The organism is Brevibacterium oceani, assembly GCF_013623835.1.
In the GTDB taxonomy this organism is placed as follows: Bacteria; Actinomycetota; Actinomycetes; order Actinomycetales; family Brevibacteriaceae; genus Brevibacterium; species Brevibacterium oceani.
The window spans coordinates 188,542-205,280 of the sequence record NZ_JABKDE010000003.1; the positions used below are offsets into that span (position 1 = coordinate 188,542).

At 64.5% G+C, this 16,739-nt stretch carries 15 protein-coding genes; 4 read left to right on the forward strand and 11 right to left on the reverse strand.

Annotated elements, in window-relative coordinates:
* Nucleotides 1-15: 15 nt before the first annotated feature.
* From HK401_RS07345 to HK401_RS07360, 4 genes are all read right to left on the reverse strand, one after another.
* Nucleotides 16-702, reverse strand: coding sequence for a hypothetical protein (locus HK401_RS07345; protein WP_181274020.1), 687 nt, complete (start codon nucleotides 700-702; stop codon nucleotides 16-18).
* An 84-nt stretch (nucleotides 703-786) separates the two neighbouring features.
* Nucleotides 787-4,251 (reverse strand): DEAD/DEAH box helicase, encoded by a 3,465-nt coding sequence (locus HK401_RS07350; RefSeq protein ID WP_181274021.1) that lies wholly within the window; start codon nucleotides 4,249-4,251, stop codon nucleotides 787-789.
* A 79-nt stretch (nucleotides 4,252-4,330) separates the two neighbouring features.
* The gene (locus tag HK401_RS07355; RefSeq protein ID WP_219921793.1) at nucleotides 4,331-5,608 is read right to left on the reverse strand and encodes an Nramp family divalent metal transporter; all 1,278 of its coding nucleotides are present in this window, start codon (nucleotides 5,606-5,608) and stop codon (nucleotides 4,331-4,333) included.
* 212 nt (nucleotides 5,609-5,820) lie between these two features.
* On the reverse strand, nucleotides 5,821-6,756 hold the full coding sequence (locus tag HK401_RS07360; RefSeq protein WP_181274022.1) for a dihydrodipicolinate synthase family protein: 936 nt from the start codon (nucleotides 6,754-6,756) through the stop codon (nucleotides 5,821-5,823).
* 162 nt (nucleotides 6,757-6,918) lie between these two features.
* On the opposite strand from HK401_RS07360, the gene HK401_RS07365 reads away from it, so the two are divergent.
* A complete protein-coding gene (locus HK401_RS07365; RefSeq protein ID WP_181274023.1) occupies nucleotides 6,919-7,929 on the forward strand; it encodes a LacI family DNA-binding transcriptional regulator in 1,011 nt (336 codons plus the stop codon).
* A 40-nt stretch (nucleotides 7,930-7,969) separates the two neighbouring features.
* Here the strand turns inward: HK401_RS07365 and HK401_RS07370 are convergent, their stop codons facing one another.
* Nucleotides 7,970-8,830 carry an aldo/keto reductase gene (locus tag HK401_RS07370; RefSeq protein WP_181274024.1) on the reverse strand — a complete coding sequence of 287 codons (861 nt, stop codon included), beginning with the start codon at nucleotides 8,828-8,830 and terminating at the stop codon, nucleotides 7,970-7,972.
* Nucleotides 8,831-8,999: 169 nt separating this feature from the next.
* On the opposite strand from HK401_RS07370, the gene HK401_RS07375 reads away from it, so the two are divergent.
* On the forward strand, nucleotides 9,000-9,773 hold the full coding sequence (locus HK401_RS07375) for a hypothetical protein (RefSeq protein WP_181274025.1): 774 nt from the start codon (nucleotides 9,000-9,002) through the stop codon (nucleotides 9,771-9,773).
* Nucleotides 9,774-9,776: 3 nt separating this feature from the next.
* Here the strand turns inward: HK401_RS07375 and HK401_RS07380 are convergent, their stop codons facing one another.
* A complete protein-coding gene (locus tag HK401_RS07380) occupies nucleotides 9,777-10,166 on the reverse strand; it encodes an MmcQ/YjbR family DNA-binding protein (protein ID WP_181274026.1) in 390 nt (129 codons plus the stop codon).
* Between the two features lie 87 nt (nucleotides 10,167-10,253).
* Between HK401_RS07380 and HK401_RS07385 the strand changes: the two genes are divergently transcribed.
* Nucleotides 10,254-11,435: an ArsB/NhaD family transporter gene (locus tag HK401_RS07385; protein WP_309135929.1), complete on the forward strand. Its 1,182-nt coding sequence runs from the start codon at nucleotides 10,254-10,256 to the stop codon at nucleotides 11,433-11,435.
* A gap of 22 nt (nucleotides 11,436-11,457) precedes the next feature.
* On the opposite strand, the gene HK401_RS07390 is transcribed toward HK401_RS07385, so the two are convergent.
* Complete coding sequence (locus HK401_RS07390) at nucleotides 11,458-11,931, reverse strand: LPXTG cell wall anchor domain-containing protein (RefSeq protein WP_181274027.1); 474 nt, start codon at nucleotides 11,929-11,931, stop codon at nucleotides 11,458-11,460.
* Nucleotides 11,895-12,356 carry a hypothetical protein gene (locus HK401_RS07395; RefSeq protein WP_181274028.1) on the reverse strand — a complete coding sequence of 154 codons (462 nt, stop codon included), beginning with the start codon at nucleotides 12,354-12,356 and terminating at the stop codon, nucleotides 11,895-11,897. Before HK401_RS07395 ends, HK401_RS07390 begins: the two co-directional genes overlap by 37 nt.
* On the opposite strand from HK401_RS07395, the gene HK401_RS21150 reads away from it, so the two are divergent.
* The gene (locus HK401_RS21150) at nucleotides 12,329-12,580 is read left to right on the forward strand and encodes a helix-turn-helix domain-containing protein (RefSeq protein WP_373563642.1); all 252 of its coding nucleotides are present in this window, start codon (nucleotides 12,329-12,331) and stop codon (nucleotides 12,578-12,580) included. The two genes, HK401_RS07395 and HK401_RS21150, sit on opposite strands and share 28 nt — an antisense overlap.
* A 119-nt stretch (nucleotides 12,581-12,699) precedes the next feature.
* On the opposite strand, the gene HK401_RS07405 is transcribed toward HK401_RS21150, so the two are convergent.
* From HK401_RS07405 to HK401_RS07415, 3 genes are read right to left on the reverse strand one after another with little or no spacing between them, the layout of a single operon-like run.
* Nucleotides 12,700-14,031, reverse strand: coding sequence for an enolase C-terminal domain-like protein (locus HK401_RS07405; protein ID WP_181274030.1), 1,332 nt, complete (start codon nucleotides 14,029-14,031; stop codon nucleotides 12,700-12,702).
* Nucleotides 14,028-15,611, reverse strand: a complete 1,584-nt coding sequence (locus HK401_RS07410; protein WP_181274031.1) for an aldehyde dehydrogenase (NADP(+)) — start codon at nucleotides 15,609-15,611, stop codon at nucleotides 14,028-14,030. Before HK401_RS07410 ends, HK401_RS07405 begins: the two co-directional genes overlap by 4 nt.
* Before the next feature lie 13 nt (nucleotides 15,612-15,624).
* Entirely contained in the window at nucleotides 15,625-16,557 is a 933-nt protein-coding gene (locus HK401_RS07415) for a 5-dehydro-4-deoxyglucarate dehydratase (RefSeq protein ID WP_181274032.1), read from the reverse strand.
* Nucleotides 16,558-16,739: the final 182 nt, after the last annotated feature.

A 16,739-nucleotide genomic window follows, 5' to 3' on the forward strand; every position in this document is an offset into this window, starting at 1 on the left:
CGGATGTGATGGGTGTCAGAAAGCAGGCTGTGGTGGGCCCCGCTGCAGTACCGGGGACCGGAGCACGCCGAGGCTGCGCGGCACCACCGGTTCGACGCTGACCTGCGCACGTGGTCCGGATATCGGTGTCCGCAGGAGGATGAGTCGCGGGATGATCGCCCCGATGATGAGGCGGGCGAACTCGCCGAGCATGACCGGCAGCCGCTCGGCCCAGTAGATCATCGCGATCGTCACGATCCCGGCGATGCAGTGGGACAGGAGCATGGCGGGTGAGGCGTGGGAATGCATCGCGTGCTCGGTGGCCATGGTTGTGTCCGTGGTCGGCACTGACGCGTGCGCGGCGTGAGCTCCCTGCATCGAGTGAGCTCCGGGCATCGCCCGACCAACAGCGAGATGGGCCGAATGGCTGCCGAGGAGGCCGCTCAGCCAGCTGCCGGCCCCGGTCGCACCGGTCTGGGCGAACAGGGAGAAGAGCAGGTGGAACAGGGCTTGGCTGACCCCGACCGAAACCGCCAGTCGCGGCAGCGAGAGTCGCCGTCCGGCGAGGAGGACGCAGACGAGACTCGACAGCGCCAGCGGCACGATGATGCCCATCGCAGTCGGGAGGGCTCCCCCGCCGAGCAGGTGCGAGGTCAGCGCGACGAAGGTCGCCGCTGCCGCGGCCAGGATGCCGCGTAGTGTGCGCCGGTGCCTGGCTCTCATCTCCACCGGTTCATTGTCACACAGCGGGCCGTGCACACTCGTTTCCTTTGCCGTGCCGGCTGGACCCTTCCCGGTTGAAAAGGCTCACCCCTCCAGCAGGCCCTTGATGTCCGCGGCCGAGATCACCTCGCTGAACGCGCTGCCCTCGTCCATGAGCGCGGTGAACAGTTCGGCCTTCTTCGTCTGCAGCGCGAGCACCTTCTCTTCGATCGTGTTCTCGGCGACGAGTCGATAGACCATGACCTGCCGGGTCTGTCCGATGCGGTGCGTCCGGTCGACGGCCTGATTCTCGGCCGCGGGATTCCACCACGGGTCGAGCAGGAACACGTAGTCAGCCTCGGTGAGGGTGAGTCCGAATCCGCCGGCCTTGAGGCTGATGAGGAACACGGGAGCGCTGCCCTCACGGAAGGCTTCGATGACCTTCGTCCGATCCGTCGTGGACCCGTCGAGGTAGACGTAGTCGATCCCGTTGTCCTCGAGTTCGGCCGCCACCGCACGTAGGTAGCTCGTGAACTGACTGAACACGAGCGCCCGGTGGCCCTCGTCGCCGACCTCGCGAAGATGGCTCATGAGCACACCGAGTTTACTCGAGGCGATCCCGGAGTCCGCATGCTCGGCGACGATCCCCGGATCGAGCGCGAGCATCCGCAGCAGGGTCAGCGACCGGAAGATCGCGAACCGGTTCTTCTCGAAGTCGCCGAGGAGGCCGAGCACCTGCTTGCGTTCGCGCTGCAGCACCGTGTCGTAGAGTCGCCGGTGCGCGGGTTCGAGTTCGACCGTGAGCACCTGTTCCTGCTTCTCCGGCAGGTCTGCGGCGACGAGGTCCTTGGTCCGGCGCAGCATGAAGGGTCGCAGCCGCGACCGCAGCCGATCCATCCGGCCCGGGGCCTCGCCCGATTCGATCGGCCGGACGAAGTCGTCTCTGAAGCGCTTCGCGTTCGGAAACAGTCCCGGCGAGGTGATCGCGGTCAGCGACCACACATCGGTGAGCGAATTCTCCATCGGCGTGCCCGTGATCGCCAGCCGGAACGGGGCCTCGAGCTGCCGGGCCGCTCGGTGCGTCTTCGCCTGGTGGTTCTTCATGAATTGGGCTTCGTCGAAGATGACGCCTGCCCAGTCGAGGTCGGCGAATTCGTCGATGTCGAGCCTCATCACCGCGTACGAGGTGACGACGATATCTGCGCCGGCGACCGCCTCGGTGACGGGGCTCTTCCGCTTCTTCGCGGTCGCCCCGACCTCGGTCACGCTCAGGTGCGGGGTGAACTTGCGCGCCTCGAGCACCCAGTTCGCCACCACCGAGGTGGGAGCGACGACGAGGAACGGAGCCCGGGTCTCGCGTTCGATCCGATCGTGGTCGATGAGGGCGAGTGTCTGCAGGGTCTTGCCCAGACCCATATCGTCGGCGAGGATCCCGCCGAGGTGGTGCTGACGGAGGAATGCCAACCACCGGAATCCCTCCACCTGGTACGGCCGCAGCTGCGCGTTCACGGTGTCGGGTACGGCCACCTCGGCGATGGTGTCGAGATTGCGCAGCCCGTCGATGAGTTCGGACCACCGAGGATCGTCGGCGACGTCATCGGCGAGGTCCTCGAGCTCGTCGTACAGGGCGGTCTGATAGCGGCTGATCTGCGGGTTCTCCGGCGAGAAGCCGTCGAGGGCGTTCGCCTCGGCGAGCAGTTCGCGCAGTCGGTCGAAGGCGGGGTTGTCCAGGGAGAAGAACGATCCGTCCTCGAGGATGAGGTGCGACTGCTCCTGCGCGAGTGCCGTGAACAGGTCGACGAAGGGGATCTCGCAGCCGTCGACGGAGACGTCGATACCGAGGTCGAACCAGTCCGAGTCATCGGTCGCCTCCGTGCGGACGCTCACCTGCGGGGTCGCATCGAGTTCGCGGAAGTCGGGGGCGTTGTCGCTGTCTGCGTAGGTGACGGTGACGTCGTCGAGCTCGTGGAATCGGGGCAGGACCCGGGTGCTGTAGGTGGCGGCATCGATCCCGGTCAGGGTGGTCGATTCGGTTCGGGCGGCGTCGGGGTCGATGGCGCGCAGCCGGCGGAGCACTGCGTGTTCGAACTTCTGGTCGCGGCCGCGCACTTGGTCGGACAGTTCGCTGTGGTGGGGCACCAAGGGGAACGTCCGTTGCGGCGAATAGTAGGTCCATGACCAGGTCAGACGCATTGTCGGAGTGGCTGGGCTCTGGCCGCGGCCGCGCTTGTCGGAGCCGCGTGTGGCTGGGTCGCGCTTGTCGGGGCCTTCGTAGCTGATGTGGAGATTGAGATGCGGGGACTTCTCGACGGGCAGGTCGACGGATCCGTCGCTGCTGATGACCCGCTGGCCGCCGGAACCGGTGCCGGCTCGGCGATCGTCATTTCCCGGACTCTTGCTCGCCTCGCCCGCCCGGGGACGCCTGCCGCTCTCGCCGCGCCGGTCTGGTGGTGTCCGCAGCAGCGGGAGGACCCGGTCGACGAACTCACTGTGACCTTCCGCCGGGATTCTCGTCGAGGCGGGACCCTCCAGAAGAGTGCGCTGTGCCTCGGTCATCGGTTCGGTCAGCGGTGCGAGCGTGACCACGGCCTTCGACGTGCCCGCCATCTCCAGGCTGTACACGCCGCCGAGCCCGATGGGTCGGACATCGCTGTCCTGCACGGGTTGTCCGTCGATGGCGACGTCGGTTCTCAGGACGAGGCCATCGTCGCTGCGTGTGACGTCGAGGTGGAATTCGGCCCATTGCGCCAGTCGAACCGTGATCTGCTTGTCGGCACTGACGAGGGGAATATCGAGGTCAGCAGCCTGGCCGAGAAGCTCCCACAGGAACGGCGAGCCGAAGTCGTCGAGTCGGATCGTTGCGGCCGACTGCGCATGTCCGAACCCGCCGAGGCCGTCGTCGAGGGTGACCAATCGATAGAACCATTCGAATTGGTCGGGTTCGAATCGAGAGGCATTGATCCGCGATGCGAACCAGTGCCATCCCGCCTGCCCCTTGATCCAGTTGTTCTTCGCGCCTGGAATGAGTGGCCGGATGTGCAGCTGCGGATCGGCTTCGGCGGGAATGTCGGCGGCTTTGATCCTCGATGGTTCCCTGTTGAAATAGCTGCGTTGCGGGGGACGGTGGAGTTCGAAGCCGAGTGCCATGGTCTCGGGCTGCGCGCTCGTCCGTTGCGCGGCCTCAACGATGCGGTCGAGTCGCTGCCTCCACTCCGGCTTCTGGGAACGACGAGCCGGTGGTCGCCCACCGCCGATGATCGCCGAGGTCCGCTGTTCGAGCATCTTCTGATTGTTCACGAGCAGCACGGCGACGCAGTGTTTGCAGTCATCGCCGACCGGGCAGGTGCAGACGGTATCAACGATCTCGCCGGGTTCGTCATCGTCAAAATCGTCAAACGTGATCGTGGTTTCATAGAGCCCGGTCGAGCCCGCGACATCGGCGACGAGCTGCCGGTCGAGTTCGTGCCAGACGATCCGCAGCACCTGGCCCTTCCGCGCGTAGTCGCTGCCACGGGCGAAGGTGCCGGGGTCGACGAGGCTCTTCAGCACTTCTCTCGGGACGACTGTCATGGCGCGATCCATGGCTCCAGTCTTCCATCCGCAGCTGACGCTGAGTTGCCCGGTCCGGCACGTTCGGGCCCAACCGTTCTCAGAAGACGACGTTGATCAGCAGGCGCACCGACAGCGCGCACACCGAGACCACTCCGATAATGCCGAAGACGTTCTGCCACCACTTGTTGCGCAGGTTCTTCATCAGGCTTCTGTCATTGGCCATATAGACGATGAAAATCGCAAGGATCGGGGCCACAAGGACGGTGAGTGCCTGTGCCAGCACGATGAGCTGGACCGGCGACCCCTGGAACAGCATGGCGATCGCCAGCCCGAATGCTAGGACACATCCGCTGGTAATCCGCGCCGTCGTCGTCCCCGCCGAAGCACCCTTTCCGAAAGCGTCGGAGAGCATCGTACCTCCGGCGATCGCATTGGGAATCATGGAGGAGATCGCCGAGCCGCAGAAGCCGAGTGCGAAGATGAATCCGCCGACCGGTCCGGCCAGAGGCTCGAAGACTTTGGCCAGTCCCGCGAAGGAATCGAGTTGGCTGCCGGTCTCGCCGAGCACGGCGGCTGCGACCACGATGACGAGGATGGTCATGATGCCGGGGGCCACGATCCCGGGAATCGTATCGACGGCGGTGACGGTCCTGTACTCTTCAGCGGTCCGCTTCCTCTCCTTAGTCGCATACGAGGCGTAGAAGGCGGCGTTGATCGAGAAGTTCGTTCCGACCAGCGCGATGACGAGGATCCACGCACCGCTCGGCACCGTGGGAATGAGCGAGGACGCCGCCTGGGCCCAATCGGCACCGGAGACGAACGCACTGATCACGAAGCAGATCGCCATGATGGCGATCATCACCACGAGAACCTTCTCTACGACGGCGTACGTGCTCCTGATGAACAGAATCGCTGCAACGAACAGCGTGCAGATGAGCGACCACATCACCGGAGCCGTGCCCGGCACCAGCAGAGACAGCCCGAGTCCTGCGCCGACTGCATTGCCGACGGAGAAGCAGAGTGTGATGAGGAAGACGCCGATGCCGGCGATCATTCCCATTGTCGTACCCAGCCGCTCCTTGATCGAAGTGATCAAGGAGACGGGAGATTGGATTCCGAGGCGCACACTCATATCAGTCAGAAAGATCATGAGGATGGTCGAAACGATGATCACCCAGATGAGGGTGTACTGATAGGCACTGCCGGCCTGCACCGCAGAGGCGAGATTGCCAGGCCCGAACTGCCAAGCCCCCGCAACGAAGGCAGGACCGATCAGTGCAATGGTCTGCCACACAGAGCGTGGTTGCATAGCTGCGGGTGGAGTCTCGGCGGCCATTGTCGGGACGGTGCCCTTCCGGACGGCTTTCTGGGTCATTGCACGCTCCTCCTTTGGAGCAGGACTTCATTGTCTCAACATTCACGTATGTTCAATGACGCCGTCGCCACGGCGCCGGAGTGTTCTCGACGACGACTGCTCGAGAATCACTGCGTTGGGAAGCAGGGCCTGGTGCCAGCGGACCGGTGCCCACCGTCGGCAGACACCGATCCGCTGAAATCGCCGAAGCTCCGAATACTGACGGGAGACCCTCAGGCAGGAACGGCGGCGCGGCCGAGTCCGGCCGAGGCGAATGCCGCAGCGATCTCCTTGTCTGCGCCGTCTTGGAGCGGCAGGAGGGGCTCACGCACCGTGGCGTGATCGAGGATGCCGCGTGCCACGAGCCCCCACTTGAGAGCAACTGTTCCTTCCATGTGCGAACCACGGTGGTAGACATTCTTCGTCACCGGAAGAAGCTTCTCGTGGATGGCATGTGCCCGATCGTAGTCATGCGCCTTTCCTGCCTCGATGAGTTCGACGAGGAGCTCAGGGGCGATGTTGCCGTATCCGACAAGCAGGCCGTCGACGTCGAACATCGTCGGCAGCAGGTACTCGTCGTGGCATGACAGGACCTGGAGTTCAGGATAGGCGGCACGCAGTGCAGGGATCTCCGTGTACCAGCGGCGCATGTTGCGTACGCCGTTCTTCGTCGCGAAGACACCTTCCTGCCCGGCGATGTCGAGCTGGGTGTCCAGATCGTAGGTGGCCTTCGTGTTGTCGGGGTACTGGAAGAGGATCATCGGCAGGCCGCTCTCCTCGTAGATCGCGCGGTAGCGTGTCTGCGGCGCGCCCTGCTGATAGCCGAATCGCAGCCAGCCGTGAGAGGGGTAGATGAGACCGGCGCTGGCACCAGCATCGACGGCTCGCTTGGCCTCTTCGGCGGCGACGGCGTTGCCCTCCTGAGTGATGCCCGCGATGATCGGGATCTCTCTATTCACGGAATCCCGGAAGGCCGTGATGACGTCCGCCTGCTCCTTCTGTGTCAGGAACGTTCCCTCGCCCGCATGTCCGAGAACGACGAGACTTTTGACTCCGTCAATGGAGCCGAGCCATCCGCCGAGGCGCTTGATGGCCGCGAAATCGATCTCGCCGTCTTCGGTGAACGGGGTGACGGGTGCAGGGCTCAGTCCGCGCAGATCCAGTGACATTTCATCCTCCTTGATTGATGTTGCAAACGTTCGCGGGAACGTTTGCAGGAACGATTTCAAGTATGCTGTGGGAGCGAAGAAGATGTCAAGCATCACTTTTTTGGATCGTCGTGATCGTCGCCTCCGCTGAGGCCGATCGCAGGTCCCGGATCGGAGCCCCACATGAGTGCGAATGACCCGTCGGTCGTGACTCTGCGTGACGTGGCAGAGCGTGCGGGAGTCAGCGTGTCAACGGTCAGTCGAGCCTTGGACGAGAGGATGCCGTCGTCGAAGTCTGCCTCTGCATCGAGGATCCGTGAGATCGCGCAGGAGATCGGCTATCGACGCAATGCCTTCGCATCGGGCCTGCGTCGTGGGCAGACAGCGATGCTCGGGGTCGTAGTGCCTCGACTGACCGATGCCGTGATGGCCCTCATGTTCGAAGCCATCGAGCGTGCATCACGCAAGCGGGGGCACTATGCGGTGGTCGCGACCAGCGGGGACGCACCTGATGACGAGCGGCTCGCGGTAGAGCGGCTGCTCGATCGCAATGTCGATGGGCTTATCCTGGCCAATGCGCGAATCGATGATTCGCTGCCCGCAATGCTCAGGACGCAGAAGGTCCGGCATTCGCTTGTCCTGCGCACCGACGGGGTGAGCCCGAGCTCTCTGGGAGATGACGTCCAGGGCGGGTACTTCGCCGTTCGCCACCTCATCGACCTCGGACATCGCGAGATCGCAGTCGTCACCGGCCCGGATTTCACCTCGAGCGCCAACGACCGTGCGTCCGGAGCACGCAGCGCGGCCGCCGAGGCAGGAATCGAGCTGACCGAGGAACGTGTCATATTCGCCGGCTACGGCATCGATGCCGGCATCGCCAGTGGTCGGCGACTACTCGAATCGGAGGTCCCTCCCACCGCGATCTTCGCCGCCAACGATAACCTCGCCATCGGCATATCCACGATCGCCGCGCATGCGGGTCAGATCATCGGACGCGACCTCTCCATCGTCGGCTACAACGACATTCCCCTGGCAGAGAAGCTGCCGGTTCCCCTGACGACGGTGAGGGTACCGTTCGATCAGATCGCCGAGGCAGGTGTCGGGCTCCTGTTCGACGAGAGCTCAGGTGCCGAGATCCGCAAAGCGCTGCCCGTTCTGATACCACGTAGGTCGACTGCCCCGCCGGTTCGCTGAGTCGCCTACCCGGAAGGTCTGCCGCGGTGCCGCCTCAGCCTCACATCTCTTCGTGCGTGAGCGGGTCCCGGTCCTTCATCCGACCGCGCTCGAGTCCGGAGATCGCGGCCACCTCGGCGGGGGTGAGGGAGAACTCGAAGACGTCGGCGTTGTACCGCTGGCGTTCGAAGTTCGCCGACTTCGGGATCGGGATGGAGCCGACCTCGATATGCCAGCGCAGGACCACCTGTGCGGGGGTGACATCGTGGGCGGCGGCCGCCTCGGCGATGGGGGTTTCGTCGAAAAGCCCCTGGTCACGGTAGAGCGGGGACCAGCTCTCGGTCTGCACACCGATGGAGCGGTGGAAGGCGATGAGATCGGCCTGTGGGAAGTACGGGTGGAGTTCGACCTGATTGACGGCGGGGGTGACCCCGGTTGCGTCGATGAGCTCGGTGAGCATGGCCTCGGTGAAGTTCGAGACGCCGATGGACTTCACGAGCCCGCGTTCGCGCAGTTCGATGAGCCCGCGCCACGTGTCGACGTACTTGCCGACGCTGGGATTGGGCCAGTGGATGAGGTGGAGGTCGAGGTAGTCGAGGCCGAGCCGGGCCAGGGATTCCTCGGTGCTCGCGATCGCCTCGTCGAAGCCGTGGTGGCGGCCGGGGATCTTGCTCGTGACGAACAGGTCCTCGCGTGGGGCGCCGGTGTTGACGATGGCTTGGCCGACCTCGCGCTCGTTCTCGTAGTTCACCGCGGTGTCGAGGAGGGTGTAGCCGTTGTCGATGCCCGATTCAATCGCGTCGACGCCCTCCTCGCCCTTCATCGCGTAGATGCCGAGCCCGAGCTGCGGGATCGCGCGCCCGTCGTTGAGGTCGAGGGTGGGGATGATGGCTGGGGTGGTGTAGTCAAAGGAGTTGGCCATGGTTCCACCCTATGTCCGCCGAGGTGGCGCTGACCAGGGTGGTCATGACCGGATTGTGTCTCCTGCGGGTGGATCCACCGCGATATCGACGCCGAATTCGAGATGGATCCACCCGCAGGAGACACCCGGAACAGACTTCCGACAACCGGTCTTGGGATAGCGTGGAGATATGGAGACAACAGCACGAGCTGCGGAGCGGGGGTTCCTTCGCCGTATTCGCAGGCTTTCGCGGTGGCAGGTGGCCTTTCTGCTGCCGAGCGCCGGACTGGTGGTCGCCGCGCTTCTCCACGCTGCCCAGTGGGCGACGTCGTGGGTTTCGACGTCGGTCGCCCACTCGCGGCGTGCCGCCGAGACCTGCTCTGATCTTGTCGACGATTTCGGCGTCGACCCCGATTCGATCACCATCGGCGATCGCACACCATTCGGATTCGCCTGCCAGGCCAAGACCTACGACAGCGGCTCCGCGGTGGTCGAGCACTCCGGAGCCACCTCGGCGCTGTTCATGTTCTCATTGGCAATCGCCGCGGTCTGCGTCGCGGCGCTCCTCGGTGTGCTGATCGCGTTCATGGTGACCCGGTTGCTCGGGCTGTACCGGTCGCCGCTGGCCGAACCGCGTCGAGATCGATGGCCGCTGCTGCTCGTCGGGATCGGGTTTTTCGTTCTGCCGTTGATGATGTTCGGCCAGTACCTGCAGTGGTACTCGAAATCGGACGGCTTTGGAATCTGCCCGGGATCCGTCGGCGGCAACGATGTGCTGGGGTTCTCCGTCACCGCCAGCTACCTGCCGCCGAGCCTGACCTGCAGCGGGGACTCCGTCACTGGTCAGGAGTTCTCGGTCACGCAGTACGGATTCCCCTTCTACGGGTTCCTGGCGGGAGTGATCGTCGCCGTAGTGGGGCTGGTTGTGCTCATCTTTGTGAGGGCGCGGGACCGACGGCGCTGAAACTCAGGCGTCGAGCGCCTTGATCAATCTCGCCGAGGCGGTGTTGCGGTAGGAATCGACGAGCAGTTCTCGGATCTCTCCGTCGTCGAGGTCGGCGAATTCGAGGCCGACCCAACCGGAGGGTCCGAGGTACATGGGGACGAAGCTTCCAGGACGTTCGAGGAGCACCTCGGCGTCGAGGGGGTTGGGTTTGATAATCATCGCGTGGGGCCGTTGTTCCATCTCCTTCGGGCCGATCTTCAGTGTTCCGCCGAAGATGGCGAAGGTCTTCTTCGTGAAGAAGGTGGGCCGTCCGTGGGAGATCTTTTCGGCGGCTTCCGGCAGTGTCAGCGCGATCGTGCGGAACCGCTGCAGCGCCGGATCGTCGTCTTCGAACATCTGTGGGTGCGCCATAGATCCACGGTACTGCCTGTCTCACCTCCGCGGAACCGCACACCTTGGGTGCGCGGATTGCTTCACCCACGGCGTACTGTGCATTCTGTGAGTGAAACGCCATCCCTCCGACTGCGTCAGCGCGGGGTCCGCGCGGTGGCCCTGGTCCTCGCGATCGCGGCTGTCATCGTCGTGGCCGCAGGAGGCCTGACATGGGCTGAACTCGGCGAGCTGTCGACGACCACGGTGCCGGTGCTCGCGTTCGTCCTGGCGATGACCATCGTGGCGGAGCTGGCGAGCGTCGCGGGCGTCTTCACGGTCCTGTCCGGACATCTCGCACTGTGGGGTCGCGGACGCGTGGCGATGCTGTGGGTTCTCGTCCTCGTCATGACCGTGGTCATCACTGCGTTCATGTCCTTGGACACCACGGCGGTCCTCGTCACCCCGATCGTCGTTGTCTTGGCCCGCCGAGTCGGCCTGTCGCCCCTGCCCTTCGCCCTGGCCACCGTGTGGCTGGCGAACACGGCCTCCCTGTTCCTTCCGGTGTCCAATCTGACGAACCTCATCGCCGCCGATACCTTCGGGCCGCACCCGAGTGACTTCATCACCGCCCTGTGGGTGCCGGCCCTGACTGCCGTGCTCATCACCGTCGCTGCGCTATCGATCATCTACCGCCGATCACTGAGAGGTCGGTACCGGTTCGACACCCCCGCCGAGGTGGCCGACCGCCCCCTGCTCATCGTCGCCATGATCGTTGTGGGCCTGCTCGTGCCGCTGCTCGTGTCCGGAATCCCGGTCGCCATCGTTGCCGGTGGGGGCGCCGTGGTGCTGCTCATCGCCTTCGCGGTCCGCAATCGCGGTGAGCTGAGATTCGGCATTGTGCCCTGGCGGACTCTGGTGTTCGCGACGAGCCTCTTCGTCCTCGTCGAGGCCGCCCACGTCCACGGGCTCGGGTCGCTGTTGGCCTCGACCAGCGGCACCGGCAAGGACCTCGGCAGCCTGCTGCAGGTGGCGGCGGTCGGCGCCTTGGGTGCGAATGCGGTGAACAATCTGCCGGCGTTCCTTGCCCTCACCCCAATCGCCGAGTCCCCGTTGCGCATGGCCGCCCTGCTCATCGGGGTCAACCTGGCCCCGCTGATCTCACCGTGGGCGTCCCTTGCGACTCTGCTGTGGCATCAGCGGTTGACGAGTCTCGATGTGGAGATCTCCTGGCGTCGCTATGCCGTGTCAGGGCTGCTTCTCGTCATCATCCTCGTTCCCGTGTGTGTGCTCGCCCTGTGGGTGAGCTGAATTCACTCGGGTTCGAGCGAGGTCACCCGTTCGCCCCCGCCGCCCTGCTAGGGCCTGACTGGCCAGCCACCTCGGCACGCAAGAGGTCTGGGCCGCGGTTGTCCCCGCGTCTGCGGCGAGCAGCCATGACCAAGAGCGCCCCGATCAGCCGGAGTGCCACCGCCAGGAAGACGAGCATTGCCGAGCTGGTCCCGGTTCGCGGCAGGTCTCCGCTCGCTTCGTGGCCTTCGTCGGAACCATTCGATCCGGGGTTCGCCGAGGACCCCACCCTCTCGGCCGAAACGACTCCGATGCTGTCCGCACCGGCCTGGTCGCCCGCATCCTCGGCTGAGCCTTCGGCGCCGTCAGACGGGTCGTCGGAGCCGGCCGGTTCGTCAGCAGCATTGCCGTCAGGCTCTTCTGTCGGCGCAGCAGCGTCGAGAACGATCGAGGCAGAGAAGCGAGAGGATTCGGGATCTTCTACGTGTCCATCGAGGCTCCCGTCGTCATCCACCATCGGGCATTCTCTCCGACCCCGATGGGCTCACCGACGTATTTGGTGTCGTCGGTCCGGAAGCTGATGACGATGCTCTTCGACCAGTCATCACGCAGAGTCGGCTGAACGAGCACATGCACCTCGCCGAGTTCGCTGTCATAGGCCAGGCCCGCAGGACGCCCGCCGATATCTTCGCCGTCGATGACGTGCTTGCCCACAGGCACCGCGAGTGTGTCGATCCACTTTCCGGCGATGGTGCTGTAGCCGGTGATGACGCTCTTGCGTCCCTCCGCGATCCGGATCGTATGATTCGTCGAATCGTAGATCGCACCTTTGACGAGCGGGTAGGCTTCGTCACTGACCGGAATGGTGTCGGAGTTTTCGGTTGTGTCCGGGTCGACGGCGACGAGGCCGTCGTTTGCATTCCGCTGCCAATTCGCAGGCAACCCTCGCTCCCGTCCTGGCTTCGGGCCGGGCGCGTGAACTCCTCGACTCACTGGGAGCATTGATCGATACGACGACAATCGCCCAAGCGGCGGTCCGACTGCGAGTCCATCGCAACACTGTTCGGGCGCACCGCGAGGAGCTCGAAGGGCTCCTGGGGCTCGACCTCGGCAACGGTGCTGACCGCAGCCTATGCGCTCTTGCCCTGGCAGCATCGGGCCGCTGAACTCTTCGCCGGAGGACGAGCGAAGGATGGTGACTGCACACTCGCGCGTCGGGGCACAGTAGTGGCCCTGCCCACCCGGTTCGGGGAGCAGGGCCACGGTCACACGGCAGCAGGCCGCTTCACCTCACCAGGCAGGGTTTCTTCGCGTCGAAGGTCCAGCCCGGGACCAAGTACTGCATGGCCGCCGAATCGTCACGTGAGCCGAGGCCGTGTTCGATGTAGAGTTCGTTGGCCGCGGCCAAGCGGTCTTCGTCGATCGTCACACCGAGACCCGGGGCCCGCGGCACGGCGATCTGCCCGTCGACGATCTGCAACGGATCGGTCGTGAGCTCCTGGCCGTCCTGCCAGATCCAGTGGGTGTCAAGTGCGGTGATCTCACCGGGCGCGGCCGCACCGACGTGAGTGAACATCGCCAGAGAGATGTCAAAATGGTTGTTCGAGTGCGAGCCCCAGGTCAGACCGAAGTCGTGACACATCTGCGAGACTCGGTGGGAACCCGACATCGTCCAGAAGTGCGGGTCGGCCAGCGGAATGTCGACGGAAGCTTCGCGGATTGCGTGGGCCATTTCCCGCCAGTCGGTGGCGATCATGTTCGTCGCGGTCCGCAGACCCGTGGTGCGACGGAACTCGGCCATGACCTCACGCCCGGAGAATCGCCCTTCAGCACCGACGGGATCCTCGGCATAGGCGACGACTCCGTGCATCGCCTTGCCGTATTCGACCGCGTCTTCGAGCAGCCATCCGCCGTTCGGGTCGAGGGTGATCCTCGCGTCCGGGAACGCCGCGGCGAGCGCCGTGACGGTCTCGACCTCGGCCTCGCCGGCGAGGACGCCGCCCTTGAGCTTGAAGTCCTTGAACCCGTACTTCGCCGAGGCGGCGCGCGCCAGTTCGACGATCGACTCCGGCGTCAGGGCCTCCTCCCGGCGCAGCCGATCCCACCCATCCGTCGAGGGCTCGCGCAGGTAGTCGAGATCCGTGGCATCGGGATTGCCGACATAGAAGAGGTACCCGAGCATCGGCACGGCGTCCCTCTGCTGGCCCGCGGCCAGGAGGTCGGCCACAGGCAGACCGAGGAACTGGCCATGCAGATCGAGCAGAGCCGATTCGATCGCGGCAGTCGCATGAACACCGACCCGCAGATCGAAGGTCTGGTTGCCTCGCCCACCGGCATCGACGGCGGCGAACCGCTGGTGCAGTTCGGAGACGATGCGATTGACCTGGGCGACGCGGCGCCCGGCGAGCTCACGACCAGCCTCTTCGATGGCGACTTTGATGTTCTCGCCACCAGGCACTTCACCGAGGCCGGTCCGCCCGTCGCTGTCGGTGACGAGGACGATGTTGCGGGTGAAGTAGGGCCCGTGCGCGCCGGAGAGGTTGAGCAGCATCGAATCACGCCCGGCGACCGGCACGACGCGGATGGCTTCAATGCGTGGAGTCCTCGCGTCACTCATTTCTTCAGTCCTTCGATCGTGCCGTCGATGCGGCGATTGAGACCCCAGGGGTTAGAGTCCTGCAACGGTGCAGGAAGCAGCTCTTCGAAGAAGCTCTGGTAGGCGACCGGACGGAGGAAACGGTCGATCGCCAGACTTCCCACCGAGGTGGTCGCCCCATTCGTCGTCGCCGGGAACGGCCCGCCGTGGACCATCGCGTGGCCGACTTCGACTCCGGTGGGCCACCCTCCGATGAGAATGCGGCCGACCTTGAGCTCGAGCTCCCGCACGAGGGCCCGAGCAACCTCGTCGTCTCCCTCACCCAGTTGGATCGTACCGGTGAGCTGACCTTCCAATGCCGCCGTCGCCGATACGAGCTCTTCGGTCGAGTCGTAGCGGACGACGAGCGAGAATGCACCGAAGACCTCTTCCCCGAGTTCCTCATTGGCCGAGAAATTCGCGATGGTGGTGGTGAGCAGCGTCGGCTCCGGAGCGTTTTCAGTCTCCCCTACTGTGCCCGATGCGAGCGGCTCGACACCCTGCTGCCGTGCGACGGAGGCCTTTCCCTCTGCCCACGACTGTGCGATTCCGGGAGTGAGCATGGTCTGCCCGGCTGCCTCGGCGAAGGACTTCCGCACCTGCTCGATGAAGGCGTCGCCTGCCTCACCGGTCGGGACGAAGATCAGTCCCGGAGCCGTGCAGAGCTGCCCGGATGAGCCTGTAACGGAACCGAGGAACCCTTCGGCAAGTGCCTGTGTGTCCCCGGCGAGTGCGCCGGGAAGGACGAAGACCGGGTTGATAGCACTCATCTCGGCATACACAGGAATCGGGATTCGCCGCTTCGCCGCCGTGTCCTGCAGTGACAGGCCGGCAGTCCGCGAACCGGTGAAGCCGATGGCTGCTATGCGCGGATCAGAGGCGAGCTGCTGCCCGATCTCCGATCCCCGCCCGTAGACGATCGAAAAGACGCCCGGATCGACGTCTGAGGCTGAGATCGCTCGAGTGATCGCCTGCCCGACGAGTCGCCCGGTTCCCGGGTGAGCATTGTGCGCCTTGAAGACCACCGTGCAACCCGCCGCCAGCGCCGAGGCGGTGTCACCACCGGCGGTAGAGAACGCGAGCGGGAAGTTACTCGCTCCGAATACGGCAACAGGGCCCAACGGGACCTGCCGCTGACGGATGTCGGCCCTCGGCGCCGGGGTGCGATCCGGCAGAGCCGGATCGATGCGGACCCCGTTGAAGTCTCCCTGACGAACCACGTTCGCGAAGAGCCTCAGCTGATTTGCTGTACGCCCGACCTCACCGGTCAATCGTGCCTGCGGAAGACCAGTTTCCTGCATGGCGGTGGCGATGATCTCTTCGGCATCGGCTTCGATCTCGGCTGCGATAGCATCGAGCAGCGCTGAGCGCGACTCGGGGGTGGTGTCCCGATACGTGTCGAAGGCAGTCGCGGCAGCCTTGGTCGCCTCCTCTACCTGGGAAGAGCTGAGGAATGAGAACTCAGGGCCGAAGGCAGCGCCGGTGGCGGGATTGATCGCTCGGGTGGCACCTTCTGTGCCGGCAACTTCGCGGCCGGCTATGATCGATGTTCCTGTCGTCATGTCTGTCGTCCTTTCAGCGTGAGGCCGGAACGATGCCGGCGGTGTTGATGAGGTCCTCGAGCGCCTGCTGTTCCTGCTCGAAGAGGTTGCGTAAAGGTGGACGCACCATTCCGCAGTCGCGTCCGACCGCCTTGAGACCGGCTTTGACGATCGAGACGCCGTATCCCTCGCCACGATCCCTGATCTCAAGGTAAGGCAGGACGAAGCGACGCAGCTTCTCCATCACCGCCGCATGGTTCTGAGCGCGAACGTCAGCGTAGAACTCGAGCGCGAAGTCGGGAACGAAGTTGTAGATCGCCGAGGAGTAGGTGCTCAATCCGAGCTGGAGCAGCGGCAGGGCATAGGTCTCGGCGGTAGGCAGACCGCCGAGGTAGAAGAGACGATCGCCGTTGCGGGCGTAGACCTTGGCGAGCTGCTCGATGTTGCCGATCGCGTCCTTGAACCCGATGAAGTTCTCGTGCGCGTCGGCGAGGCGTTCGACAGTCTCGGCACTGTAGATGGCGTTGGACCGGTTGTACACGATGACACCGATCGACGTCGCGCTGCAGATCGCCGAAACGTGGTCGAAAAGACCCTCCTGGGTGCACTCGCTGAGGTAGGGAGGCAGCGCCAGAACACCTTCAGCTCCCGATGCTTCGGCATCCCTGACATTGGTCACCGCCTGCCAGGTGGCACCACTCGCAGACCCGAGCACGGGTACGTTCGGATCGGATTCAGCGACGGCGATTTCGAGAACGCGACGGTGCTCGTCCGGACTGAGGCTGAAGCCCTCACCGGTGCCGCCGGCAGCGAAGAGCCCTGCGACGCCCTTCGACGACTGCCAGGCGATGTGCTCGCCATAGGTCTTCTCATCGAGTGACAGGTCGTCGTTGAATGCGGTTGCGGGGAAAGAGAGCAGTCCGTCTTTGAGTACGTCTGCCAGTTCCTGAGGGGTGCGTTGCGCCATGATTGTCTCCTCGTCGTTGGGGGTTGATTACCGTCAGTCTAAGAACGGCAAATGATTCCCGTCCAAGACCGAAAAAGTAACTTCCGATACTGTGCCGGCATCATTGAGAAAGTCGCCCGACGACGACCGGAACAAGAAGTCAGATGCCCCTGGGGTATCGTTCCATGCGCAATGAGTCTTGG